Genomic DNA, 26,565 nt, shown 5'->3' with positions numbered 1-26,565 from the left:
AGATGTGTGGTCGTATCGTTTAGAATAAGCACCTTCCATACCACCAGCTAACGAGTTACCGCATGTCTGTGTCCATCAAGTCACCCGAAGCCATCGAGAAAATGCGCATCGCCGGGCGCCGCGCCGCCGAAGTCCTGGAAATGATTGGGCCCCACGTGCAGCCGGGCGTCACTACGGCCGAATTGGACCGGATATGCCACGACTATATCGTGGACGTACAAAAGGCGATTCCGGCCTGCCTGAATTACCGTGGCTTTCCCAAGTCCATCTGCACCTCGATTAATCAGGTGGTGTGCCACGGCATCCCTTCGGAAAAGAAAACCTTAAAGAACGGTGACATCATCAATATTGATGTCACCGTGATCGTCGATGGTTATCACGGCGACACCAGCAAAATGTATTTTGTCGGCACCCCCCTGCCCCACGCTGAGCGGCTGGTCAAAGTCACCCAGGAATGTCTCTACAAGGGCATCGAACTGGTCAAGCCCGGCTGTCGCCTCGGCGACATCGGACACGTGATTCAGCAGCATGCGGAGAGCAATCACTATTCGGTGGTGCGCGAATACTGCGGTCACGGGATCGGCACTGTTTTTCATGAAGATCCGCAGGTGCTGCATTATGGGCGCCCCGGTACTGGGCTGGAACTTCAGGAGGGCATGACCTTTACTATCGAGCCTATGATTAATGCCGGCAAACCCCATACCAAAACCAAGAAAGACAACTGGACCGTGGAAACCAAAGACGGTCGTCTGTCTGCCCAGTGGGAACATACGCTGGCCGTCACCGCTGATGGCGTCGAAGTATTGACAGCCCGTACCGAGGAACCCTTTTAGACCATGCCCAACTTGTCCTTGCCTTATTTCGAACGGCCGCTGTTTTTTTTCGATCAAGCGCGCTTTCGCCGTGCCCTGGAGGAGAAACCTCTGGTCACGGTTTTCAAGGACGCCATCATTGCCGCGGGAGCCCAATTTGACGCTCGCTTTCGCGAGGGCGAGGACATTAGAACCCTGATCCATGAGCGCGCACTCTTTATCGACTGCATTCTTCACTACGCTTGGCATCAATACAGCTGGCCCAGAGGCATTAGTTTGGAAGCTGTTGGGGGCTACGGTCGATGCGAACTGCACCCGCACTCAGATATCGATTTGCTGCTCCTCACCACCAGCCGCGACACACTCAAACAAACTCAAGACAACATCGAACAACTGTTGACCTTGTTGTGGGACATCGGCCTGGAGATTGGCCACAGCGTCCGCACCTTGAGTGAATGCGTTGATATTGCCAAGGATGACATCACCGTTGCCACCAACTTGATGGAGTCACGCACGCTGGCTGGGGATGAGTCACTTCGACACGCCCTGCTCGAAGAGACCAATGCCGATAAGCTGTGGCCCGCCGACCAGTTCTTTCTGGCTAAGTGGAACGAACAAATCCAGCGGCATCAGAAATACAACGACACCGAATACAACCTCGAGCCCAACATCAAGAACGCCCCGGGCGGCCTGCGGGACATACAAATGATTGGTTGGGTCGCCAAGCGCTACTTCCAGGTACGAACCCTCAGAGAACTGGACGGTAAAGGCTTTTTCACCGACGCCGAGTTCTCCCTTTTGCAAAGCGGTGAGGAATTTCTGTGGCGTGTTCGCTACGGATTACACATGATCGCCGGGCGCGCGGAGGAGCGACTACTGTTTGACCATCAGCGCGAACTGGCGAAGCTGTTCGGCTACCGCGACAACAGCGAGAGCCTGGCTGTAGAGCAGTTTATGCACCGCTATTACCGTTTGGTGATGGCACTGCGCGAGCTGAACGACGTGCTGCTGCAGTTTTTACACGAAGTCATTTTGCAGAAAGGCATCAACAAAAGCGTGACCTCAATCAATGAGCGCTTTCAACTGCGCGATCGCTACATTGAAGCCGCACACATCTATGTGTTTGAGGAAACCCCTTCAGCTTTGCTGGAAATTTTTGTGCTGATGGCACAGCACCCCGATATTGAAGGGGTGCGCGCGTCCACCATTCGCCTGATGCGGGAGAACCGCCACCTTATCGACGAAGACTACCGCAATAACCCTGAAAACACGCGCCTGTTCATTGAGTTGCTGGGGCATCCGGCCGGCCTGGTGGAACAGCTTAAGCGCATGTCCCGCTACGGGATCCTCGGCCTGTACCTTCCGGAGTTCGGTCGCGTTACCGGGCAAATGCAGCACGACTTGTTTCACATCTATACCGTGGACGCACACACTTTGAAGGTGGTGGAAAATCTGTGCAATTTTCTGTTGCCCTCGGCGAAAGAAGATTTTCCCATCGCCGCCCATATTATGAAGCGCCTGCCTAAGCAAGAGCTGCTGTATATCGCCGGGCTCTATCACGACATTGCCAAAGGTCGGGGCGGCGACCACTCCACACTGGGTGCCGTAGATGCCATGGAATTCTGCGAGCGCCACCAGATTTCACGCCGGGAAACGCGGCTGGTGTGCTGGCTGGTTGAGCAGCATTTATTGATGTCAGCCGTATCTCAAAAGCAGGATATTTCTGACCCGGATGTGATCCACAACTTTGCGCTGTTAATAGGTGACCAAACTCGCCTGGATTACCTTTATGCCCTGACCGTCGCTGACATTAATGGCACCAACAAAGAGTTGTGGAATACCTGGCGCGCAAGCCTTATGCGGCAGCTGTATCTGGAAACCAAACGCGCACTGCGCCGCGGATTGGAGAACAATATTGACAAGCAGGATCTGATTGAGGAAACCCAGCAATCCGCTCTGCGCAAGCTTGCACGCAAACAAGTAGCTTCAGATATCTCCTGGAAGCTCTGGAGCGATATGGGAGAAGAGTACTTCCTGCGCGAGACAGCCCAAGATATTGCCTGGCACACCGAAGCCATGGCTCAGCACAGCGACGAAGGGCCACTAATCCTGATAAAAGAAAGCACCAGTCGTGAACTTGAGGGGGCTACGCAAATATTCGTGCGCAGCAAAGGCCGCAAAAACGTCTTCGCGGCAGTGGCCACTGCTCTGGACCAACTGAACCTGAATATTCAGGACGCACGCATATACAACTCCAACTCTGGCTACACACTGGATACGTTCTTCGTTCTGAATCAGGATGGCGAACCTTTGGGTGATGATCCTCCCGCACTGCGAAAAATTCAGCGTGCCCTGGAGGAGGAGTTGCGCTTGGTTGATGACTACTCCGAAGTCATTACCCGCCGTACCCCTCGGCGTATGAAGCACTTTACGATGCCCACACGTACCAGTATCAGCAATGACATGATCAGTGGGCACACAGTTCTGGAAGTCATCAGCCCGGATCGCCCGGGGCTGCTCGCGTGTATCGGCCGGATTTTTTTGCAGTTCGACATCTTGCTTCAGAACGCCAAGATTGCCACCTTGGGTGAACGAGTAGAGGACATCTTCTTTATCACCGATAGCGACGGGGAGCCCTTGAGCGACCCGGCCGTATGCCAATCTCTGCAAACGGAAATTTGCCGGCAATTGGATAAACGAGCCACCGAACTTAAATCAGCGACCCTTCGATAATCAGCACACCCGAGTCACCCGACGTCATGAATAGCGACCTGAACAAGCTTCAGCCCTACCCCTTTGAAAAACTGTCCGCACTGAAGGCCGGCCTTGTACCTCCAGCTGAGCTGGAGCACATTGCCCTGTCCATCGGCGAACCCAAGCATTCGCCGCCTGCTCTAGTGCTCCAAGCCCTGGCGAACAACCTGGATCGCCTGGCCAGCTATCCGGCCACTAAAGGCCTAGTGGAGCTGCGCCAGGCTATCGCCACTTGGGCCGAAGCGCGTTTTCAATTGCCGGCCGGAAGCCTGGACCCGGAGTGTCATCTGCTGCCTGTCAACGGCACGCGCGAGGCACTGTTCGCCATCGCTCAGGCCGTGGTTGACCGTCATCAGTCCAACCCTCGGGTGGTCTGCCCCAATCCCTTCTATCAAATTTACGAAGGCGCGGCTCTTTTGGCCGGGGCTCAACCCACTTTTTTAAACTGCACCGCAGAACAAAACTATATCCCTGACTTCGCGGCTCAAGACCCCAGCGTTTGGCGCGACTGCCAACTGCTGTATATCTGCTCTCCGGGAAATCCCACGGGCGCGGTCCTGAAGCTCGAGCACTGGCGTGAACTGCTGGAGCTGGCCGACAGACACAATTTTGTGATTGCCTCCGACGAGTGCTATTCGGAGCTGTACCAAAACGAGCAGGAGCCCCCCATGGGGCTGCTGCAGGCTTGCCACCAATTGGGCCGACCAGACTTTTCCCGCTGCCTGGTGTTTCACAGCCTTTCCAAGCGCTCCAATCTGCCCGGCTTACGCTCGGGGTTTGTGGCGGGCGATGCGGAGCTGATCCGTGATTTTCTGAAATACCGCACTTACCACGGTTGCGCCCTGCCGGTACCCACGCAGCTGGCCAGCATTGCGGCCTGGCAGGACGAAACCCACGTGCGCATCAACCGGGAGCACTACCGAGAGAAATTCTCCGCCGTGCTGGAAATTCTGCGGGACGTCCTGCCCGTTACGCAGCCCAAAGCGGGTTTCTATTTATGGCCACAGACCCCCATTGACGGGGAATCCTTTGCCCAGGCGTTGTACGCCCGCCAAAACGTTACCGTACTACCGGGTAGTTATCTAACGCGTGTTGTGGAGGGGGTGGACCCTGGCGTGGATCGGGTGCGCATGGCCCTGGTCGCACCGCTGGCCGAGTGTATTGACGCGGCGCAGCGGATTCGTCGCTTTGTGGAAAGCCTATGACGACTCTGGAGCCGCAACCACCCAAGAATCTGAACAAAGCGGAGCGGGTACAGTTTGTACTGCGCCGATTGCAGGAGCTCTATCCGGATCCTCCGATTCCACTGCACCACAAGGACTCTTACACGCTGCTCGTGGCTGTGCTACTGTCAGCCCAGTGCACCGATGAGCGGGTCAACCAAGTCACGCCGCAACTGTGGCAGTTGGCCGACAACCCCCAGGACATGATGAACGTACCGGTGAGTGAGATTCAGGCTGTGATTCGGCCTTGTGGGCTCTCACCGCAGAAGGCCAAAGCCATATCCGGGCTGTCAAAGATTTTGGTGGAAGAACATCGGGGCCAAGTACCAGCGGATTTCGCAGCACTGGAACGCTTGCCCGGCGTGGGACACAAAACCGCCAGCGTGGTCATGAGCCAGGCGTTTGGCGAACCCGCCTTTCCGGTGGATACACATATTCACCGGCTGGCCCAGCGCTGGGGTCTGACCAGCGGCAAGAACGTGGTACAAACTGAAAAAGACTTAAAACGGCTGTTTCCCAAAGAGCATTGGAACAGTCTGCACCTGCAAATCATTTACTACGGTCGGGAGCACTGCTCAGCCCGCGGCTGCAATGGTACCCGATGCGATATTTGCCGGGGTTGTTACCCGGCGCGCAAGAACCCAAAACTGGTTCGCAAACCCTGAGGTTATACATGTATCTATTCTTAAAGCACTTGCACATGACGCTGGCCTTCCTAACCCTATTCAGCTTTGCGCTGCGAGGCGTCTGGATGATGCGCCAGTCCCCCATGCTACAAAAGGGCTGGGTAAAAGTCGCACCCCACATAATAGACACTCTGCTTCTGGTGGCCGGCCTGATGTTGGCGGGCATGCTAAGAATCACCCCGGGGGATCATCCGTGGCTGATGGCCAAGATCATCGCCCTAGTGCTGTACATCGGCCTGGGCGTGGTAGCCTTCCGTCATTCCAACCCCAAGGTACGTATGGCGAGCTGGATCGCGGCGATCATCGTGATTATTTACATTATCAGCGCAGCCTTCAGCAAAAGCGCCTGGGGCTTTCTAATAGTCTTTGGGTGACGTTCTACCGGACAACCCAACAGATCTCCTGATTTGCTGGGTTGTCCGCGTTCCACTCCCTCCCAACAGCCGACTCTACTGCTGAAAAACGGTCGGCTTTAATTTCTAAATAGAATAACAAGTCCAGCTCTATACTGTTTCCTTCTATCAAAGCCCTTACATGGCCGTTTTGTTGACCACGTCACAGAAATCATTTATATGTAGATTCAGATGTAGCTAGTTAACCACCTAAAAACAAAGCGGCTGACATTTCTATGAAAAAGATACTATGGCTATTAGTACCCTTTCTGTGCGCCCCCGCGTTCGCCTGTGACGAAACCTGTAAGCGCGAAGCAGCCATGCAAGAGCACGGAGTCCGTTTCTCCAGTTACCTTACTGCGTCCTATTGTCGTGATACCAGTGTTGACTTCCTTCTCAGGGCCAGAGACAGCCTTGCCAACTATAAAGCCAACAATTTACCCACGGGCCATAAGGGTGGAATGCGCAACATCCGCAACTTTTTACAGCAACGCAAACAATGGTTGGCGGAATGCGACGAATACCTGAGACTCACTGGTCAGGGCCGTGTTTTTAGAGATGAGGCCACCACTCAGCAAATTCTTGAGGCTATTGACGCCGTTTCAAATGAACTGGAGCGACTCATGGGATCAGGAAGTGGCGTGCGAGTACCGCAAAGCCAAGTGGCCGGTGCCGATCAGCGTTTGGACCTTCTTTTTACGGCCATTGACCATCACCGCACAGAACTTCAATTACGCGGACAGCTGGTAATCCGATAATACACGGGCCGCCAGTACTGGCGGCCATGTCTAATCAAACCAAACAGCTTTTCTTACCTATTCAGAGTCAAGGTGGGTCGTACAGGCCGATTTTGGCGCTGAGCGAACAGTCGCGCGCTTTCTTCCGCCGCCCGCTGGTGACTGGTTTTCACATCAGGAGCACGGCGAGCCGCTGCAGCCAACGCTGCCAACCCTTCCCGCAGCAATCGAGCTTGATCTGCAATTGGCAGGCTGGAAAAATTGATCGGCGTCACGGCTGAAGGATCCTTTGGATCTCCCTCGATACGCAAGGACGGGCCGCTGTAATGTATAGCCTGACCCAGCTCGAGGTCGGTTTCCCATTCGTCAAAATTCGTCATTTCCATTACTACTGCTCCTATTTCACACTTTGCTTAGTCGTTAGTTAAATGTATCAAGCTGCTCTGTTTAAACCAGCCTGCTACGTTAATGAGGTTTGCTATGCCATACTGACGTGACGAACATTGCCCACGTCGGCTGTGGTGGCTGAACGCAACCAGTAGAACACTTCCGCCACGGCCTCAGACCGAAAGTCCTCTGAGTCATCATCGCATTCCAACGCCAATCCCATCTCGGACTTTCGAACAACAATGGCGCTCACCCATTGGGAGTCAACAACCTCCTGATCTTGGCCTGCCAAGCGGAACTCAACATCAAGCTTTTGGTTGATATCCACACCTTCGAAATCGGTGGCAACGAACATACCGCCTTTACTGATGTTGCGAACGGTCGCTACAGAAACGGGCAATCCTCTTTGGTAAATCAATACATTGATGTGCGCAGGTACTCGTTGTGTTTTTCTATGCTCCATTATCCTTTTCCCCTAATCGATCTTTGCGAAGCGACTTTATACCCCATTTATTTCATCGGCCCATTGACATGAGTCAACAATTTTTCAACAGGTTTCACACAGTGAATAAACACATGCATCCACATCAAATCCCAGAACAAATGGCGCACCACTCCTCGAACTAAGGAAGCAATCAGAAAAAGTGTGTCCACCGAATTATGATTCAGGTACTAGTCATCGCTCCGGCACAAAGCACCAGAGATGAGAGAAAAAAGACAGGAAAGCAGCTTTAGACGATAAAATCTTTGGGACCAGAATATTCGAGAAGGGGTATCTCTATTCAGGTAAGCGGGTCGACTTTAGCCAATAGACCAGATCGGAAAGTGCAAGAAAATGGCAGTCGTCATCCCCATCCGCGCACTCGCACGCGATCCCGCCAACGGACTTTCGGACCACAATGGCGCTCATCCGCCGAGATTGTTTCTCACCACCCGATGACATACTAAATTCAAGATCAACTTTTTGATTAATCCGAGCACCGTCAAAATCGGTGAGGATAAACAAGCCGTCCCGACTTACATTGCGTAGGGTACCGGCTGCGGTTGGGACTCCCCTCTGGTATATCAGAACATCCAGAAAGGCGGGGACTCGATGACTTTGCCTGTGCTCCACTTGCTCGACCTCCAGGAAATGTCCGTTAAGAGATTTATAGATCATCTAGCCTATGAACGGTTTGATTTAGGTCAACTCATTAGCCGGTCGGAGGCATTCGCCCGTAAAGTTCCAAAAAGTGACGGAGCCGATGAATATGGTCCATATTGATATCCTCCCACTTAAAATGCCAACGCCAATTACCTTGGCCTGTACCGGGAGTATTTAGCCGACCACTGGCATCCAATCCCAGAACATCCTGCAAAGGTACAATGGCTAACCAAGATACCGACTGCATCGCCAAACGCATAAGGCACCATGGCATAGATTCAGCATCACTCCCGATATAGTCGTGCATTCGAGCACGCGTCCCCTCGCCCTGACTGAGGTACCACCCCAAACTCGTATCATTGTCATGGGTACCGGTGTAAATCACATCATGTGGGTTATGGTTGTGATTTAAGTGTGGGTTTTCAGCACTGCCGTCGAATCCAAACTGCAACACAGCCATCCCAGGCAAATCAAACGTTTCGCGTAGGCTTTCCACATCCTCACCGATTAAGCCGAGATTTTCAGCCACCAACGGCAGTGAGGGAAACGTCTTAAAGCACGCCTGTAAAAAAGTATTCCCCGGTACATCAACCCACTGCCCCAAGCGGGCGTCTGGATTGCCAGCGGGGATTTCCCAGCAGGCCACCAATCCGCGGAAGTGATCGATGCGTATCAAATCAAACAGTTTTTGCTGGACACCCAATCGACTCAACCACCATTGAAAACCGTCAGCTTCCATGGCCTCCCAGTTATACAGAGGGTTCCCCCAGTGTTGCCCGCTTTCGGAAAAGTAATCCGGCGGCACCCCCGCGACCACAAGAGGCTCCCCCTCTTCATCGAGCTTGAATAGATTTCGGTGTGCCCATACATCAGCGCTGTCGTGTGCGACAAAAATGGGGATGTCCCCGAACAAGTAAATGCCACGCTCGCGACCATAGCGTCGCAGTGCCAACCACTGTCGATTGAATACAAACTGCTCAAACTTAACCCGCTTGATTTCGTCTTCCGATTCAACCTTGACCTGCTCCAGGGCCTCGGGGTCTCTATCCCGAAGACGGGTCGACCAGTCTCTCCAGGAAGCGCCTTGATGACTGTCCCTTAACACCTGAAACAACACGTAGTCGTACAACCACACAGAGTTTTCCTGGACAAAGTCATCGTAGGAGTCCCGGTATTCAGCTGGTTTTTCTGCCCGACTTTTAAAGTAACGGTTAGCCGCCGTACCCAATAGCTCGCGCCGATCATCGATAGACGCCTCGACGGGCAACTCTTCTCTGTCGAGCCAACCTTCCATAACCAACTCTTGCAAGTCGATTAACTCCGGGTTGCCCGCATTGGCAGATAACGAGTTGTAAGGTGAGCGATCTTGATGAGTGGGGCCGACTGGCAGCATCTGCCAAACAGTGACCCCTGCGCGCGCCAGTAGGTCAATAAAGCGGCGAGCCTCTTCACCCAGAGCACCAAGCTTCCCTGGGAGCGACGTTGGGTGCAGAAGTACACCGGCCCGCCGAGATGCGAGCGCTGGGATTAAACGTTCCTGTGTCATTAGCGTTCCTGTTCTGAATGGCCATGGCGCATGGCCCCACCTCGTGCAGGCGCGCCACCGCCTTTGCTGATTTTTTGATACAAATGGGGCGGCGCCGGGCGCTGGATCAACGCATACAGATTGGCTAAGTGCCGCCGATACAAATGCTCGAACTCACTCACAGTGTCCGGTGGGTTGTAATCGCCAAACCACCAAAACCAGTCTGAACCTTCACATATAGCAAGTTGGGCCGTGGCTTCTTCCACTTGTTCCGTAGATAAAACCCCAGATTTCAAAACTTCGTCAAAGTGCTGCTTGGCCTCACACAGTAGATCCCAAGCTCGGTTTTTGTCCTCGTCGCCAATCCAAGTGGAAAAGGTTCCGTATATCCAACTTCCAGCAACGACTTCGGGAAGCTGTACAGCTTCCCCATTACCATCTCCCAGCGCGTTGCTAAACGTGGTTAGATTGAGCGATGGGTGCGCATCAAGGCGCCGGTACAATTCATCTAAAAAATAGACACCGTTCTCAGGATAGTATTCCCAGGCATTTTCTCCATCCATGATGATTGAGATTACGCACGGCTGTTTGCGGTCGGCGCTCCTGGCGATGTTCTCAAGATGATGAATCAAATCGCCCACGGCATCTTCTGCATGCCAATCTGAATAGTTAAACCCGATTAAATCTGACAAGCCATCATCACGAAAAAAAGTCGGCAAACTGATATCGCCGAAGCGTATCGCCGCATGTGGTCGGCCGTCACCGTTCACCTGCTTCTGGAGGGCTTCTGGATCTTGAGCGCGCGCTTTCCCCAGGCTGTTGTACAAAACCGAATCGCCACTGGCGGTCCAGTGAAACCCCTGGGCACTGAGAAGTTCGAGCACGGGCTGACTCAAGCCACCCTCAGAAGACCAACAGCCTTTAGATTCAACGCCAAAAAACTTTTTAAAGACTTGTTGCGCACGCTGAAGATGCCACTCGGCCCGCTCTCTGCCACCTGGGTAATGGGTCGCGTGAGGCAAAGTAATATCTGGCTGGGCCTCTCGAGCGGATTCAAGGTTCAACAGAAGCGGTAGCATTGGGTGAGCGTAGGGGCTCACAGCCAACTCTACTTGCCCCTTTGCCGCCAGCTTTCGGTAGCGGGGACAAACGTCAGCCATAATCTCCACAATAACGTCCATCAACGCCAACCGGTCTTGCCGGGAAAACTGATGCCCCTTCTCCATTAGCCCGCGCACGATGGTGTTATTGCGTCGGACTATTTCACCCATCCAACCCAAGTGGTACCAGACCAACAAATCTGCCAGAAATTGTTCGCCCATATACATCTGTACTTCCGGCTTATCGCAGTAGTAATGAGCTAAGTTGGCCAGTTTGCTAAAGTGTGGAAATCGATGAATGATCCGATCCGGATTCGCGCGTAGACACATCTGCACCAGCTTCAGGAACGCGGGCGTCGCCGGCGCTGGTAATTCATCGGTAACTAAGGCGGCGAGCAAGGGATCTGCGATAGCACGACCGCCATGGCGCCAATGCTCTATTTGAGTAAGATACTCCTCTATCTGCTCAAGCAATACCGGCGCAAAATTCACTACTGCCTTTGCGTTAGGGTGCGCCTCCAAGTGCGCAGCCATATCGCTGTAATCCTTGATGGTATGCAGATAGACCCAGGGAGCCATAAACTCCCCGGATTCCTTGTCCTGATATATCGGTTGGTGCATGTGCCAACATAATACGACGCTGGCAGAGTGTTCAGAGACCATGAGCGTAATCCTGACCGAGCATTTCTGGAGTCACCAGGACCACGCCTCCCGGCGACACATAGAATCGTTTGGCGTCCTCCTCAAGGTCGACACCGATTCGGGTACCCTCGGGAATACGACAACCCCGATCGATGATGGCTCGATGGATTTCACAGTTCCGGCCCACTTCCACATCCGGGAACACCACAGAGTCGGTGATTTGAGCATAAGAATGCGCGCGCACTTGAGAAAAGAGTACCGAATGACGCACCACAGCGCCGGAAATGATACATCCGCCGGCCACCATAGAGTCGACAGCCATACCCCGACGATCGTCGTCGTCAAACACAAACTTTGCAGGAGGAAGCTGCTCTTGATGAGTCCATATGGGCCAGTCGGAATCGTACATGTTCAATTCAGGGCTGACGCCTATGAGCTCTAGATTTGCCAGCCAAAGTCCGTCGATGGTACCCACGTCTCGCCAATAGGCTGGGCCACCCTTAACGGGATCTTGAAACGGAAACGCCATAACGCGCGCCCGGGAGATCATGGAGGGAATAATGTCTTTTCCGAAATCGTGACTGGATTCTGTGGTTAACTGATGGTCCATTGCCAACTCGTCAAAAAGCACTTTCGCGCTAAACACATAGATTCCCATGGACGCCAAAGCTTTTTCTGGATTTCCGGGAATGTGTTTTGGGTTGGCAGGCTTCTCAACAAACTCAGTAACACGGTTGTCTGAGTCCATGGCCATGACACCACACGCCGTCGCTTCCGCGACCGGAACCTCAATGCAGCCCACGGTGACATCAGCATCCTGCTCAACATGAGCAGCCAGCATAGTGCCATAATCCATTTTGTAAACGTGATCACCAGCCAGTATTAAGACATATTCTGGCTGGTGGTTACGAATAATATCCAGGTTTTGAAGTACAGCGTCGGCGGTTCCGGCGTACCAGGATGTTTCGATTCTCTGTTGCGCGGGAAGCAGCTCAACAAATTCATCCATATCACCCTTCATAAAACCCCATCCCCGTTGAATATGACGAATCAGGGAGTGCGCTTTATACTGGGTAAGAACACCAATTCTACCAATGCCCGAATTGACACAATTGGAAAGCGGAAAATCCACAATTCGAAATTTTCCGCCAAAAGGAACGGCAGGTTTGGCCCGCCAAGTGGTTAAATCATGAAGTCGAGATCCTCGTCCTCCCGCAAGTACTAATGCCAATGTCTGCCGTGTTAGACGGCTCACAAATCGTTTTGATGTCTGCATCCTTTCCGCCTCAAAAATTTCTAGTTTCTGGAACACCTAGCTGGTGTTCATTGGTTAAGCTGCAAAACGGTATCATAGGGCATCCTCGATAAACTTGATCCAGATCATGAGGGACTTAGTATTTTTAGCGTTCAATAGATCGCCGCGAAAACGTTCATCGCCAATAATACTGACATGGAACATGGAGTCACATCGGATGCACCAACAGCTTGCGCAACACCTCCCTGAGGCTGCACTACAATTAGTCGAATCTCGTCACCATAATCCTTTTGAAGTCCTAGGGTGCCATCCCATTGGGCAGAACCGTGTGCGTGTGCGCGCTTTTGTGCCAAACGCTCGCCGAATTAACATTCAGTTGCACGACAAAATGGCATCCATGAATTCGACGGGTTACGCTGGATTATTTGAATGGGAGGGTAAAAAAAATGCACTGCCCGAACACTACGAGCTCCTGTGCGAGTACGAAGACAATCAGAAATACCGTTTTGTGGATCCGTACAGTTTCTCCCCGTTAATCAGTGATTATGACCTCTACCTTTTTGGCGAAGGACAGCACTGGCACATTTATAAGATTTTAGGCGCGCATTATTGCGAGGTGGATGGCGTCTCCGGCGTGCGTTTCGCCACCTGGGCGCCAGGTGCGGAGCGTGTGAGTGTTGTGGGCAACTTTAATCATTGGAATGATCAATGCCACCCGATGCGCAATCGCGGCTCATCCGGCGTCTGGGAGCTATTCATTCCCGGTCTTGCTCCCGACTGCTTATATAAGTATTCAATACGTTCTCGCCACAACGGCCAGGTCCAACAGAAAACTGACCCTTATGGACAACGATTCGAGGTGCGTCCCGCGACAGCCGCCATGGTACCCAATCACGAACCCTATCCATGGCGAGACGAAGAGTGGATGCAGAAGCGTAAACATTGGGACTGGCATCAAGCGCCGGTATCCGTCTACGAGGTTCACTTGGGATCCTGGCGTCGACAGGAGGATGGGCAATGGCTGAGCTATCGGGACCTGGCGCATCAGCTTGTGGAATACGTTTCCGATCTCGGCTTCACTCATATCGAGCTACTGCCTGTTACCGAGCACCCGCTGGATGAATCCTGGGGCTACCAAACCACCGGGTACTTTGCGCCTACCAGCCGGCACGGAAGTCCGGAGGACTTCCGTTACTTTGTCGACCACTGCCACCAACAGGGTATCGGCGTCATCATGGATTGGGTCCCGGGGCACTTTCCTAAAGATGACCACGCGTTGGCACGCTTTGATGGAACCTCTTTGTATGAGCACGAAGACCCCAGACGTGGTGAGCACCGAGACTGGGGCACACTTATCTACAATTACGGCCGTAAGGAAGTCAGTAACTTCCTTATTGGCAGCGCGCTTTATTGGCTCGACAGCTTTCACATTGACGGCTTGCGCGTAGACGCTGTGGCCTCCATGCTGTATCTGAATTACTCTCGTGAAGATGGCGACTGGCTGCCCAACGTGCACGGCGGTACCGAAAACTTGGAAGCCATTGATTTTCTCAGATCACTCAACGACACGTGTCAAACGCGCTACCCAGGAACACTGATAGTCGCCGAAGAATCTACCTCTTGGCCCCAAGTGAGTCGACCTTCTTGGCTCGGTGGGCTCGGTTTTTCCATGAAGTGGAATATGGGTTGGATGCACGATTCACTCTCCTATCTTCAACAAGATCCGATCTTCCGTCATTATCACCACGATAAACTCACCTTTGGACTACTGTACGCCTTCAGTGAGAACTTTATGCTGCCCCTGTCGCACGATGAAGTGGTGCACGGCAAAGGCAGCTTGATGGATCGTATGCCGGGGGACACCTGGCAAAAACACGCCAATCTCCGGCTGCTGTTTTCCCTACAGTACACCTACCCAGGCTCTAAGCTGTTGTTTATGGGCGGTGAGCTAGGGCAACACCGAGAATGGAACGATGCGGAACAGTTGGAATGGCATCTATTGGAACACCCAGAGCACCGCGGCATACAGCAGTTGGTGAAAGATTTAAACCACTTGTACCGCGCCGAGCCGGCCTTGTACTCGAAAAGTTACTCCGGTGACGGGTTTGGCTGGATAGACTGTCACGATGCCTCACAATCGGTGATTAGTTATCGTCGCAACAGCAAGGAGGGGTTCGTCATCGTGATTCTCAACTTTACCCCGGTGCCCCGACACAACTACCGCATAGGCGTCCCTGAAGCAGGATGCTACGAAGAGTGCCTCAACTCAGACTCGCACTATTACGGCGGAAGTGATGTGGGTAACCCGCTACCCTTGAACACTGAACCCGTTGAGTGGATGGGGCAACCGCAGTCCCTTACGTTAACACTACCTCCTCTCGGAGCGCTGGTATTGAAGATTCAGAAACACGTTTAACCTCAAGCACTAAACGAGGCATTGATGCACAATATATTGTTTGCTTCCAGCGAAGCCTATCCTCTTATGAAAACGGGTGGTCTGGCGGACGTGTCCGCCAGCCTCCCGGCGGCTCTCAAAGAGCTCGGATGCACTGTTAGGGTGCTAATTCCCGGCTATCCGGCGGCATTGGACACTATCAAAAAATCAAGACGAAGAAAGATCGCACAACTTACCATACGTGATGAGCCAGTAACCCTTTGGCAAACCCCCATCAAAGGTGCCGATGTTACCTTCTGGGTGATGGAATGTGCCCCCTTCTCCGACCGGCCCGGCAACCCCTACCAAGATCCGGATGGAAACGATTGGCCGGATAATGCCGAGCGTTTCCATTTATTTTGCGAACTCACACGACTCTTGGCGCTCGGCCAGGGCGGCGTCAACTGGACGCCCGATGTGGTGCATTGCAACGATTGGCAGACCGGTCTGGTCCCGGCGTTATTGCACGACCATCCGGAACGGCCTGCTACTGTGTTCACAATTCACAACCTCGCTTACCAGGGCTTATTTCCCGCCGAAATTCGGCACACACTCGAGCTTCCGGAAACATTTTGGCATATGGACAGTCTGGAGTTTTATGGGAAAGTTTCCTTTATTAAAGGAGGAATTGCTTACGCGGATCAACTGACTACCGTAAGCCCCGGCTATGCGGAGGAAATTCGTACCCCGGAGTACGGCTGTGGACTGGATGGGCTGTTACGCGCCCGTGAAGCATATTTGAGCGGGATACTTAATGGCGTCAATTACGCCGACTGGAACCCACAAACGGATCCACACCTTGTCGCCAATTACCATGCGGGCGACCTCGACAACAAGAGCGTGTGCAAGCAAGATCTGTTACAACGACTTAACTTGCACGCGGGCAGCACCGATCAACCACTGCTGGGCTTTGTCGGCCGGTTAGTTGAACAAAAAGGCATTGACCTAATTCTCGACAGTTTGCCTTGGCTCCTCAAGCAAGGGTGCCGTGTCGTTGTTTTAGGCAGCGGTGATTCAGACCTGGAACAACGCCTGCAAACACTGCAGAAAAAGTTTTCCGGGCAGCTTTCTGTCAACTTGGGTTATGACGAAGCCCTGGCGCATCAAATTACCGCTGCTAGCGACTTGTTTTTGATGCCGTCTCGTTTTGAGCCCTGCGGGTTAAACCAGATGTACAGTCTCTACTATGGGACTCTGCCTTTGGTACACAAGGTAGGCGGGCTCCGAGACACAGTGTTTGATCCAAGCGAATTTACAATGGATCAAGCCAACGGATTTAGCTTTAAAGAACCGACGCTGGAAAGCTTTCAGCAGGCGCTCCGACGCGCATTGACCAGCTACCAGAATCCTGAGCACTGGCAGAGTCTGCAGGCTAACGGTATGGCCGGCGATTACTCTTGGAAAAACAGCGCCCGCGCATACAAGGATTTGTATCAAGCTGCACTCAACCAAATCAGTGAACGTTAACCTCCCGAACTTCGGGCAGATGTATCCGCATGGAGATTGAATATGGAACCCAGTCGTTTTACCGTTGAGGCTCGCCCCCACATTCCAGACAGTCTCAACCGCTTGCAAGACCTAGCCAATGATTTGCTGTACAGCTGGGATCATGGTGTCCGCGGAATCTTCGCGCGACTGGATCTGGAACTGTGGGAGCGGGTCCGCCACAATCCCAAAATATTCCTGCGTCGTATCTCCCAGAAGCGACTGAACCAGGCGGCCGAAGATCGGGCCTATATGGCAGACTTCCATCGCGTGATTAGCAGCTATGACGCCTACCTGTCTGCTAACCCCGACCCGGAAATATTAGAACTCTTGCCCGCCGAATCGGAGCTGGTGGCCTACTTCTGCGCTGAGTTCGGCTTACATGAAAGTTTTCCCATTTACTCGGGTGGCCTTGGCATTCTCGCGGGCGATCACTGCAAGGCGGCTAGCGATCTCGGGCTTCCCTTTGTGGGTGTCGGCCTTCTCTACCAGCAAGGCTACTTCGTCCAAACCATCGACGCTGAAGGTCGTCAGGTGGCCGACTACCACACACATTCCAGCGACGAACTCCCCATCACTCCCTTGGAGGATCAGGACGGTCGGCCGATGATGGTCGAAATTCCCTTTCCAAACCGAACCGTTCTGGCCCGTTTGTGGGAAGCCCGGGCGGGCCATATCCGCCTTTATTTATTGGACACGCGAGTGCGTGAGAACACCCCCGCCGACCAAAACATTACACTACAGCTTTACGGCGGCAATGAAGAAACTCGCATTCAACAGGAGCTGGTTTTAGGCGTCGGTGGAACACGAGCCCTGGGCAAACTTGGCCTGAAACCCACCGCTTGGCACATCAACGAGGGACACGCTGCTTTTCAAATACTGGAGCGCTGCCGCATCGCCATGGAAACCGGCCTCAATTTTCCCAGCGCATTGGAAACCGTAGCTGGCACGACGTTGTTCACCACCCATACGCCGGTTCCGGCAGGCCACGATATTTTTGCGCGAACACTTATTGAAGATTATTTGGCGGTTTTCGCTAAGTCCTTAGAAACGGATACAGAAACCTTGTTTAGCCTTGGCGCGACTCCCGTAGGCGACAGCTTCAACATGACCACTCTCGGCCTCAAGGGCTCCCGATTTCACAATGGCGTGAGTCGCATTCACGGCAGCGTTGCCTCCGAAATGGAAGGAGGCATCTGGCCCCAGATTCCGCCCAAGGATAACCCCCTGACCTATATTACCAACGGCGTTCACGTACCGACGTTTTTGGCACCCGAATGGGCCAGCTTGTTTAACATTCAAGCGCCCACGTGGCGCAGCGAGCTGCGCCGTCCGAGCTTTTGGGAATTTGTGGATGCCATCCCGGACTACCATTATTGGGGCATCCATCAAGCGCTCAAACAGCAGCTGTTTGACTTTATGCACCTTCGTTTGAGTCGACAGCACAAGCGTAATGGCACCAGCACTTCAGTGGCCGAGCGTATGCTTGAAACTCTTTCAGCCCCAGACCGCGACTGCCTGGTTATCGGTTTCGCACGACGCTTTGCGACTTACAAACGGGCTACCTTGCTTTTCTCCGATCTTGAGCGACTGGAGCGGTTGCTAAACAACTCGGACCGACCGGTAATGCTGGTTTTTGCAGGCAAGGCACACCCTAAAGACAAGCCGGGCCAACAACTGATTAAAGTGATTCATGACTTGACCATGCGTCCGGCATTTTTGGGTCGCCTGCTGCTACTGGAAGACTACGACCAAGCCATGGCGCGGCGGCTGGTATCCGGGGTCGATGTGTGGCTCAACACCCCTGAATACCCTAAAGAAGCCAGCGGCACCTCCGGGGAAAAAGCAGCCATCAACGGTGCGCTCAATCTCAGTGTTTTGGATGGCTGGTGGGGAGAGGGCTACGACGGTACCAACGGCTGGGCCATTGCGCCTCGCCACCTCAGTCACGACGAAGATTTCCGTAATCGCGAGGAAGCCAACGATTTGCTGGATATCCTTGAGCATCAGGTGGTTCCCCTGTACTACAACCGCTCAAGCCGAGACTATTCCAAGGGCTGGATACAGAGATCCAAAGCCTCGATGAAAACGATCCTCCCGCGCTTTAACGCCCAACGTATGGTCACGGATTATGTTCGAAACTTTTACCGACCGGCCACATTGCAGCACAAACGCCTGACGGCCAACGAGGGGCAATTGGCCAGACAGCTGGCAGAGTGGAAAAAACAAGTTCGCAATGAATGGCAGGGTGTGTCGTTGACACTCGCCAGTGACGTACCCCATCAGTGTCACCACGATGATCAGCTGCATGTGCGCCTGGAAGCCAATCTTAATGGTTTAAGTGCAGAGGATGTCAAAGTCGAGTGCCTTATTACGCAGATGGCGGAAGACGGCGAAGAGCGATCCGAACCGTATATTGCCGAGCTGAAAATAGAGGATTCAAACGGTCCGCATCCGGTGTTTTCCCTCTCACAAAAACCGCCATTCCCGGGAGAGCAGACCTTACGTTTTCGCATGTATCCGTATCACTCAGCACTCTGCCATCCGCTGGAACTCGGCTTTATGGTTTGGGCATGAGAGCAAGGCGGGAGAAGCCTCCCGCCATCTGACCTGTGTCAACCATGAGGGCAGGCACCTATGGCAAACTGGATTGAAGGCGACAACCAATGATATAGGAGACGGGGCGGGCTTTCCGCTGTAGCAATGTTCATTTTACAAGGAAGAATTAGTGAAAATAGGCAGCGAAATTCCGGATGCGGATAAAGAGCAATCGGCAACTGATTTATTCGGCGCGGGTCCAAAGCGTCAGTACAAGGCGGTAGTCTTCTCTACTCAGGTTGGCAAATTCAACAAGGCACAACGGATGTACCCATGAGGCAAACTCCTTCCAGAATTTGGCCAGGAAAACACTTTCCACTGGGTGCGACCTGGGACGGTAATGGCGTGAACTTCGCCATTTTTTCAGAGTACGCCGAAAAAGTAGAGCTGTGCCTGTTCGATTCGACTACCAACCGGGAAGTGGAAACCATAACCCTAACCGAAAATACGGACCTGGTTTGGCATTGCTATTTGCCTGACGCCGGTCCAGATCTTCTATACGGCTATCGAGTCCACGGTCCCTATGCACCAGAGGAAGGCCATCGGTTTAATGCCAACAAATTGCTTCTGGATCCCTACGCCAAATCCATTGTGGGGGACCTCCACTGGAGCGACAAAAACTTCGCCTACCGCATAGGGCACAAACGCGAGGATCTTTCCTTCGACGAGCGGGACAACGCCGAAAATATGCCCAAGTGCCGGGTTATTGATCCCACATTTGACTGGGGCAAAGACACACAACTAAACACTCCCTGGCATGACACCGTAATTTATGAACTCCATGTCAAAGGTTTCACCCAGTTACACCCCTACCTACCCCAACACCTGCGTGGAACCTACCTAGCCCTCGCAGAGCCAGCGGTCATTGACTATCTCAAAAGCCTAGGTGTTACGGCCGTAGAGTTGATGCCCATTCATACCTTTATCGATGACCGTACACTAACCGACAACGGCTTGAGAAATTATTGGGGTTACAACAGCATCAATTTCTTCGCCCCCGACTCTCGGTATGCGGCCAATAAGCCAGTAACGGATTTCAAGAAAGCCGTTAAAGCGCTACATGCCGCCGGCATTGAGGTCATCATTGACGTGGTATACAACCACACCGCCGAAGGCAATCACATGGGGCCTACCTTGTCTTTTCGCGGCATCGACAATATGGCCTATTACCGTCTGGTGCCGGAATCCGAGCGTTACTATATGGATTACACCGGCACCGGAAATACGCTCAACATGATGCACCCCCGAGTCCTGCAGATGATCATGGACAGCTTGCGCTACTGGGTGAATGAAATGCACGTGGACGGATTTCGCTTTGATCTCTGCTCTGCCCTGGCGAGAGAGCTGCATGAAGTGGACCGCCTCGGCGCCTTCTTTGACATCATCCATCAAGACCCCGTTTTATCGTGCGTCAAACTGATTGCAGAGCCATGGGATCTTGGCGAAGGCGGCTATCAAGTGGGCAACTTCCCTCCTGGCTGGACCGAGTGGAACGGCAAGTATCGGGACGCGATAAGAGACTACTGGAAAGGAGAAGGCGGCTCTATCGCTGAGCTCGCGACTCGGCTAACGGGCTCCAGCGACTTGTATTTCTCTGACGGCAGACGCCCCTATGCCAGCATTAATTTGGTAACAGCGCACGATGGGTTTACCTTGCACGATTTGGTTAGCTACAACGAAAAGCACAACATCGCCAACAAAGAGGAAAACCGAGACGGTGAGAGCTTCAATCGCAGCTGGAACTGTGGCGCCGAAGGCCCCACAGAGGACCCAGACATAAACGATCTGCGAGCCAGACAAAAACGCAACATGCTTGCCACTTTGTTTCTCTCCCAAGGCGTCCCTATGCTCGTCGCAGGCGACGAACATGGTCGAACACAAAGAGGTAATAACAACGCCTACTGCCAAGACAACGAAATCAGCTGGCTAAAATGGGACATGTCTGACGAGGACCAGGAGCTCTTTGAGTTCGTAAAGCGACTGATCACGATACGCCGCAACCACCCCAGCTTCCGCCGGCGCCACTTCTTTGAGGGCGCCGTCGACGACGGTAGTGGAGTGAAAGACATATTTTGGCTCAATCCCAACGGTGTAGAAATGAGCCGCGAAGAATGGAACCACGCCAATGCGCGTTCGCTAGGCATCTGCATGCCCGGTGAAGGCATTCGCGATGTCGACAGTCGCGGCGAACCCGTCACCGATGACGACTTTTTGCTACTCCTCAATGCCCACGGGGACGAGGTGGTATTCAAAATTCCCGAGCTTCTGGGGATTCAGACATGGACCGTCATCCTGGATACTTACCTACCCAGCAGCTCCTTGAAACGATTTTGTGTGGACGATGAGTACTCCTTGCCAGGGCACTCACTGGTCCTCCTACAACACGCGAGGTCATTGTGAAACGCCGACATAGGATGCCGTTCGGCTCTGAGGTCAAAGCAGACGGGACGACAGAGTTCCGCTTGTGGGCTCCAGATGCCAAAAGTGTAGAACTGTGCCTGAACACCAACGGCCTGGAGCGGTGCCTACCGACGGAGTCTGACCAATACGGCTGGCGCTCTTTGGTAACAGATCAGGCAAGCGCGGGCGACTTATATTGTTACCTCATTAACGGCGAACAGCGCGTACCGGACCCAGCATCGCGATTTCAACCTCAGGGCGTACACGGCCCAAGTCAAATTGTGGATCCAACTCAAGCTGACTGGCGAGACAGTAACTGGCACGGTCGGCCCTGGGAAGAGGCTGTCATCTATGAACTCCACACAGGCACGTTCAGCGCGAGTGGAGACTACCAAGGCATAGAAAAGCGGCTCGATTACCTGGCTGACCTGGGTGTTACCGCTGTGGAGCTTATGCCTTTATCCGCCTTCCCTGGCAAGCGCAACTGGGGCTACGACGGGGTACTGCCCTTTGCACCCAGCCAATGTTACGGAACACCCGACGAATTAAAGCGTTTGATCCAAGCAGCTCACGAGCGAGAACTCATGGTCCTGCTCGATGTGGTCTACAACCACTTCGGGCCCGACGGGAACTACTTGCACCTTTATGCATCGGATTTTTTTACGCCGCGGCATCAGACCCCCTGGGGCGACGGCATCAATTTCGACGACCAACACAGCGATATCGTTCGTCAGTTCTTTATCCATAACGCCTTGTACTGGCTGGAAGAGTATCATTTTGACGGGCTGCGGTTGGATGCCGTACACGCCATAGCAGACGATTCAAGGCCGGACATCCTTGAAGAACTCGCCTGCAGCGTACAGGAAGGGCCGGGGCGCGACCGGTTGATTCATCTGATTCTGGAAAATGACGATAACGCCGCCCACTACCTGGACACTTCCTCAAACGAGGGCCGTCAGGCTTACACAGCACAATGGAACGACGACATTCACCACAGCCTGCACGCTCTTGTCACGGGTGAAGCCGACGGCTATTACGGCGACTATGCCTCAAATAGAGCGGGCTACCTCGGGCGCTGCCTGAGCGAAGGATTTGCCTGGCAGGGTGAGGAATCCCCCTATCGGGACCATCGCCCTCGGGGTGAAGTCAGCGGACATCTGCCGCCCACGGCGTTCGTCTCATTTTTACAAAACCACGACCAAGTGGGCAATCGGGCACTCGGTGAGCGCATTGATGCCATCAGCGACCCGGCGGCTATTATCGCCACTCTTCCCGTTCGTTTGCTGGCCCCCTCCCCGCCTCTATTGTTTATGGGCGAGGAGTTTGCGGCCGCTACCCCCTTTCAATTCTTCTGTGACTTCGAAGGTGAACTGGGCACTGCGGTTACTGAAGGCCGACGTAAAGAGTTTGCTCATTTTGAGAGCTTTAATAGCTCAAGCAATGAAGATCAAATACCGGACCCTAATGACCCGAGCACTTTCGAGGCCAGCAAACTGGATTGGAACAGTCTTGATCACTCAAATCACAACAAAAGACTGCAGCTGTGCAAAGAGCTGCTGACACTGCGCCAAGAGGCGATAGTACCCGGTTTGGCCGGTATGGCTTCTGTCAGCTCCTCGTACGAACAAGTCGGCCCCAATGCCGTCCATGTAAACTGGCGTCTTCGGGATGGATCTCGGCTCGACATGCTGTTTAACCTGGGCGCCGATCCCTGCCCGACCGTGACTGAAGATTGCCCAGAATTTTCAACAATGATCTATTGCGTGCCTGAAACGTTGATAGAGGACTTTCCCAATTCAGGGTTACCTCCATGGTCTGCAGCGGTTTTTCTCGACGGGGGCAGTGCAACTTCGGATTCACGTCACTCCACAATCACTGCGTTACAATCCAAAGTGGCCGGAACTCATGACAGATCCAGGCGTCCCTCTGCCAAAGCATCGCAATCCCTAAGCGAAAAAAATCCGAGCCTAGAAGAATCGGCGAGCATCCCCGATGCCACTTACCGATTACAGTTACACCGTGATTTCAATTTTCGGGATGCGCGGAAGATCATCCCCTATTTGCAGAGACTTGGCATCAGCCACTGCTATTGCTCCCCTTATTTGAAGGCGCGCCCCGGCAGCACCCATGGCTACAATATTACCGATCACACCACGCTAAATCCGGAACTTGGCGGAGAGGAGGAATTTGACCGCTTCGTCACCTCCTTACGAGAAGCCAACATGGGCCACATACTCGATATGGTCCCAAACCATATGGGTATCATGGGCCGGGACAACGCGTGGTGGCTGGATGTACTGGAAAACGGGCCGGCATCCCGCTATGGGCAGTTTTTTGACATCGACTGGACACCACTGCGGCCAGGAATGCGGGATATAGTCCTACTGCCAGTGCTCGGAGACCACTACGGGAACGTACTCGATAACGGTGAGCTAAGCTTAAGTTTCGACGCCCAGCGCGGCTCTTTTGCCGTGGAATACTATGAACATCTCTTTCCCATTGATCCACAACAGTATCCGTACATATTCAAGGACCAGGACAACGCATTGGCCGGATCCTGGAAACAAGGCGATGAAGTAACCTTGGAGTTTCAAAGCCTTCTGACGGCGTTCGAAAACCTTCCTTCTCGAGATAGCACCAGTGATCAGGACCTTCAGGATCGAAAACGGGATAAAGAACTTTTAAAACAGCGCTTGGCAAGCCTGTGCGAAGAAAGCCCGCCGATAAAGGAATTCATTCTCACCCGAGTCGACGCGCACAACGGCACCGACAAGGCACCAGGTAATGCCGAAAATCTACACCAACTCCTTGAGCGCCAAGCATACCGGTTAGCCCATTGGCGGGTAGCGTCAGACGAAATCAATTACCGACGCTTCTTTGACATCAACGACCTAGCCTGCCTCCGCATGGAGGACCCAGACGTATTTGAAGAAACACACAGAACTACCCTTGACCTGATTGCACAGGAAAAAATTCAAGGCCTTCGTATCGACCACCCCGATGGACTGTACAACCCAGCAGAGTACTTTCAACGGTTGCAAGACCGCGTTGGCGCTCGCACCAAACAGCCCTGGTCTCGAAAACCCCTTTACTTATTGGCAGAAAAGATTCTGAGCCGTGACGAACCACTGCGCCAGGATTGGTCCCTGCACGGAACCACTGGCTATGAGTTTGCGGGCTTATGCACTGGGCTGTTTGTGGACTCCCGCCATGCCGATAGCATGCAAACTATCTACGAGACCTTCGTCGGAAAAAGCATGGATTTGAACGATATCATCTATCGATGCAAAAAATTGATTATGGAAACATCCTTGGCGAGTGAAGTTGCCGTACTCGCCAACCAACTCAACAGAATATCAGAAGCAGACCCCCATACACGCGACTTTACGCTAAATGGCTTACGCCAGGCACTCATCGAAATCGTAGCCTGCTTTCCGGTTTATCGCACCTACATTACTCAGGACAGCATTTCTCCCGAGGACGAGCGATATATTAACCAGGCCATATCTAATGGCGCCCGACGGAGCCAAGCAGCGGACATCTCTGCCTTCGGCTTTATCCGAGATGTACTACTACAAAAAATCGGTACGGACAAAAGCCAGGAATTTCAAGACCGCATACGTCGCTTTGCAATGCAGTTTCAGCAGTATTGTGCCCCAGTAATGGCGAAAGGCGTTGAAGACACCACTTTTTACGTTTACAACCGACTGGTTGCACTGAATGAAGTGGGATCTGACCCGGGAAAATTCGGTGTGGGTGTAGCCGAATTCCACCAGGCCAACCGCACGCGCCTGGAGCACTGGCCGCACAGCTTGACAGCCCTTTCCACCCACGACAGTAAAAGATCCGCTGACGTTCGAGCCAGGATCGGCATTCTGTCCGAGATACCGCACCTGTGGCAAAAACACGTGTTACATTGGCAAGCCGTCAATCGCGTTCACAAAAACAAGCGAGACGACTGGCACTGGCCGGACAACAACCTTGAGTATTTGTTCTACCAAACACTCATTGGTGCTTGGCCGCAGCAAGACTTGGACAATCTCGATTTAGAGGCTTTCCGAGAGCGCATTCAGGCCTACATGCTAAAGGCGGCCAAAGAAGCTAAGCAGTACACCTCCTGGATCAACAGCAACTCTGAGTACGAAGATGACCTGAAGCAGTTCATCGACAAGGTTCTAACCTGGGATAATCGGGACTTTTTGGACGACTTTGCACGATTTCAGAGCCCGGTCAGTGAGTTTGGTTTTATCGTAAGCCTTGCCCAGGAGCTGATTAGACTCACCGCCCCTGGGGTTCCAGACACCTATCAGGGCGATGAGATGTGGAACTTCAGCTTAGTCGACCCCGACAACCGTCGGCCGGTCAATTACGAGGCTCATGTCGACGTACTCGATCAGATCTGTGATCACGCCCAAAAATCACACCCGGATCCCAGTTGGATTCAAGGCCTTACGGAGCACATGGCCGACGGTAGATCAAAGTGCTATTTAATCTGGAAGGTGCTTTCCTTTCGACACAAGCATCGCGATTTGTTCAGACATGGAGAATACCTGGCACTGGACACCACAGGAAACCGAGCAGATAACGTGTGCGCCTTTGCGCGCAGACACCGTAACCACACGATTCTTGTAGTCGTACCCCGACTCCTCGCCGGGGTTGCGGAGCTAACCGATTTTTCCGTTCGCTCATTAGGTGAAGGAGATTTTTGGGGTAACACAAACGTGATTTTACCTACAACCGCAAAAGAAGGATCGAAGGACACCTACACCAACATCATCACGGGCAAAGAGCTTCGCCCAAACAACACCTCAGAATCCCTTGGAATTTCGGTGAGCAGCTTGCTACGGGACTTTCCCGTCGCACTTTTAAGCCAAAACGAAAACTAACGCATTCCCTTGAAACCAGTACCGAGCTTGCGCGGTCCATACGCTGGACGATGCTTCGTATTGCTCGCGCCACTGCGATCGTGGCGCCTACGACTTTTGGGCACT

18 protein-coding genes are annotated in these 26,565 nt (G+C 53.1%); 12 read left to right on the top strand and 6 right to left on the bottom strand.

What is annotated here, in order from left to right:
- Positions 1-62: 62 nt before the first annotated feature.
- The 6 genes from map (at position 63) to RBH33_RS01330 (ending at position 6,625) form a co-directional block, all read left to right on the top strand.
- Positions 63-833 (top strand): type I methionyl aminopeptidase, encoded by a 771-nt coding sequence (gene map, locus RBH33_RS01355; RefSeq protein WP_306730322.1) that lies wholly within the window; start codon positions 63-65, stop codon positions 831-833.
- Between the two features lie 3 nt (positions 834-836).
- Positions 837-3,545: a [protein-PII] uridylyltransferase gene (locus RBH33_RS01350; protein ID WP_306730321.1), complete on the top strand. Its 2,709-nt coding sequence runs from the start codon at positions 837-839 to the stop codon at positions 3,543-3,545.
- A gap of 26 nt (positions 3,546-3,571) precedes the next feature.
- Complete coding sequence (gene dapC / locus RBH33_RS01345; protein WP_306730320.1) at positions 3,572-4,771, top strand: succinyldiaminopimelate transaminase; 1,200 nt, start codon at positions 3,572-3,574, stop codon at positions 4,769-4,771.
- Positions 4,768-5,454 (top strand): endonuclease III, encoded by a 687-nt coding sequence (gene nth, locus RBH33_RS01340; protein ID WP_306730319.1) that lies wholly within the window; start codon positions 4,768-4,770, stop codon positions 5,452-5,454. The genes dapC and nth overlap by 4 nt, the downstream gene beginning before the upstream one ends.
- Positions 5,455-5,462: 8 nt before the next feature.
- Positions 5,463-5,849 carry a SirB2 family protein gene (locus RBH33_RS01335; protein WP_306730318.1) on the top strand — a complete coding sequence of 129 codons (387 nt, stop codon included), beginning with the start codon at positions 5,463-5,465 and terminating at the stop codon, positions 5,847-5,849.
- 254 nt (positions 5,850-6,103) lie between these two features.
- Positions 6,104-6,625 (top strand): hypothetical protein, encoded by a 522-nt coding sequence (locus RBH33_RS01330; protein WP_306730317.1) that lies wholly within the window; start codon positions 6,104-6,106, stop codon positions 6,623-6,625.
- Between the two features lie 53 nt (positions 6,626-6,678).
- Here RBH33_RS01330 and RBH33_RS01325 read toward each other — a convergent pair whose 3' ends face one another.
- The 6 genes from RBH33_RS01325 to glgC form a co-directional block, all read right to left on the bottom strand.
- Positions 6,679-6,990, bottom strand: a complete 312-nt coding sequence (locus RBH33_RS01325) for a hypothetical protein (RefSeq protein WP_306730316.1) — start codon at positions 6,988-6,990, stop codon at positions 6,679-6,681.
- Between the two features lie 92 nt (positions 6,991-7,082).
- Entirely contained in the window at positions 7,083-7,454 is a 372-nt protein-coding gene (locus RBH33_RS01320) for a PilZ domain-containing protein (protein WP_306730315.1), read from the bottom strand.
- Between the two features lie 315 nt (positions 7,455-7,769).
- Positions 7,770-8,150: a PilZ domain-containing protein gene (locus tag RBH33_RS17710; RefSeq protein ID WP_373568208.1), complete on the bottom strand. Its 381-nt coding sequence runs from the start codon at positions 8,148-8,150 to the stop codon at positions 7,770-7,772.
- 34 nt (positions 8,151-8,184) lie between these two features.
- Positions 8,185-9,681, bottom strand: coding sequence for a 4-alpha-glucanotransferase (malQ, locus tag RBH33_RS01315; protein WP_306730314.1), 1,497 nt, complete (start codon positions 9,679-9,681; stop codon positions 8,185-8,187).
- Complete coding sequence (locus RBH33_RS01310; protein ID WP_306730313.1) at positions 9,681-11,381, bottom strand: glycoside hydrolase family 57 protein; 1,701 nt, start codon at positions 11,379-11,381, stop codon at positions 9,681-9,683. The genes malQ and RBH33_RS01310 overlap by 1 nt, the downstream gene beginning before the upstream one ends.
- 31 nt (positions 11,382-11,412) lie before the next feature.
- A complete protein-coding gene (gene glgC, locus RBH33_RS01305) occupies positions 11,413-12,678 on the bottom strand; it encodes a glucose-1-phosphate adenylyltransferase (protein WP_306730312.1) in 1,266 nt (421 codons plus the stop codon).
- A 196-nt stretch (positions 12,679-12,874) separates the two neighbouring features.
- Here glgC and glgB point away from each other — a divergent pair, with 196 nt between their 5' ends.
- From glgB to treY, 6 genes are all read left to right on the top strand, one after another.
- Positions 12,875-15,073, top strand: a complete 2,199-nt coding sequence (gene glgB, locus RBH33_RS01300; RefSeq protein ID WP_306730311.1) for a 1,4-alpha-glucan branching protein GlgB — start codon at positions 12,875-12,877, stop codon at positions 15,071-15,073.
- Between the two features lie 24 nt (positions 15,074-15,097).
- Entirely contained in the window at positions 15,098-16,558 is a 1,461-nt protein-coding gene (gene glgA / locus RBH33_RS01295; protein WP_306730310.1) for a glycogen synthase GlgA, read from the top strand.
- Between the two features lie 42 nt (positions 16,559-16,600).
- Positions 16,601-19,153 carry an alpha-glucan family phosphorylase gene (glgP, locus tag RBH33_RS01290; protein WP_306730309.1) on the top strand — a complete coding sequence of 851 codons (2,553 nt, stop codon included), beginning with the start codon at positions 16,601-16,603 and terminating at the stop codon, positions 19,151-19,153.
- A gap of 151 nt (positions 19,154-19,304) precedes the next feature.
- A complete protein-coding gene (locus RBH33_RS01285; RefSeq protein ID WP_306730308.1) occupies positions 19,305-19,451 on the top strand; it encodes a hypothetical protein in 147 nt (48 codons plus the stop codon).
- Entirely contained in the window at positions 19,448-21,574 is a 2,127-nt protein-coding gene (glgX, locus tag RBH33_RS01280; protein WP_306730307.1) for a glycogen debranching protein GlgX, read from the top strand. Before RBH33_RS01285 ends, glgX begins: the two co-directional genes overlap by 4 nt.
- Positions 21,571-26,460, top strand: coding sequence for a malto-oligosyltrehalose synthase (gene treY / locus RBH33_RS01275; protein WP_306730306.1), 4,890 nt, complete (start codon positions 21,571-21,573; stop codon positions 26,458-26,460). The genes glgX and treY overlap by 4 nt, the downstream gene beginning before the upstream one ends.
- The last annotated feature ends 105 nt before the right edge of the window (positions 26,461-26,565 follow it).

Origin of the sequence: Marinimicrobium hydrolyticum, assembly GCF_030848505.1 — a bacterium.
Classification (GTDB): domain Bacteria; phylum Pseudomonadota; class Gammaproteobacteria; order Pseudomonadales; family Cellvibrionaceae; genus JAVDDU01.
Note: the sequence above shows the minus strand (reverse complement) of the source record. Positions and strands in the feature narration are given on the sequence as shown.

Bases quoted from the DNA above. Each gene is read 5' to 3' on its own strand.
- glgC (WP_306730312.1), bottom strand. From the start codon at position 12,678: ATGCAGACATCAAAACGATTTGTGAGCCGTCTAACACGGCAGACATTG.
- RBH33_RS17710 (WP_373568208.1), bottom strand. From the start codon at position 8,150: ATGATCTATAAATCTCTTAACGGACATTTCCTGGAGGTCGAGCAAGTG.
- malQ (WP_306730314.1), bottom strand. From the start codon at position 9,681: ATGACACAGGAACGTTTAATCCCAGCGCTCGCATCTCGGCGGGCCGGT.
- nth (WP_306730319.1), top strand. From the start codon at position 4,768: ATGACGACTCTGGAGCCGCAACCACCCAAGAATCTGAACAAAGCGGAG.
- RBH33_RS01325 (WP_306730316.1), bottom strand. From the start codon at position 6,990: ATGGAAATGACGAATTTTGACGAATGGGAAACCGACCTCGAGCTGGGT.
- glgB (WP_306730311.1), top strand. From the start codon at position 12,875: ATGCACCAACAGCTTGCGCAACACCTCCCTGAGGCTGCACTACAATTA.
- RBH33_RS01335 (WP_306730318.1), top strand. From the start codon at position 5,463: ATGTATCTATTCTTAAAGCACTTGCACATGACGCTGGCCTTCCTAACC.
- glgP (WP_306730309.1), top strand. From the start codon at position 16,601: ATGGAACCCAGTCGTTTTACCGTTGAGGCTCGCCCCCACATTCCAGAC.
- RBH33_RS01310 (WP_306730313.1), bottom strand. From the start codon at position 11,381: ATGCACCAACCGATATATCAGGACAAGGAATCCGGGGAGTTTATGGCT.
- RBH33_RS01330 (WP_306730317.1), top strand. From the start codon at position 6,104: ATGAAAAAGATACTATGGCTATTAGTACCCTTTCTGTGCGCCCCCGCG.
- map (WP_306730322.1), top strand. From the start codon at position 63: ATGTCTGTGTCCATCAAGTCACCCGAAGCCATCGAGAAAATGCGCATC.
- glgX (WP_306730307.1), top strand. From the start codon at position 19,448: ATGAGGCAAACTCCTTCCAGAATTTGGCCAGGAAAACACTTTCCACTG.
- glgA (WP_306730310.1), top strand. From the start codon at position 15,098: ATGCACAATATATTGTTTGCTTCCAGCGAAGCCTATCCTCTTATGAAA.
- RBH33_RS01320 (WP_306730315.1), bottom strand. From the start codon at position 7,454: ATGGAGCATAGAAAAACACAACGAGTACCTGCGCACATCAATGTATTG.
- dapC (WP_306730320.1), top strand. From the start codon at position 3,572: ATGAATAGCGACCTGAACAAGCTTCAGCCCTACCCCTTTGAAAAACTG.
- RBH33_RS01350 (WP_306730321.1), top strand. From the start codon at position 837: ATGCCCAACTTGTCCTTGCCTTATTTCGAACGGCCGCTGTTTTTTTTC.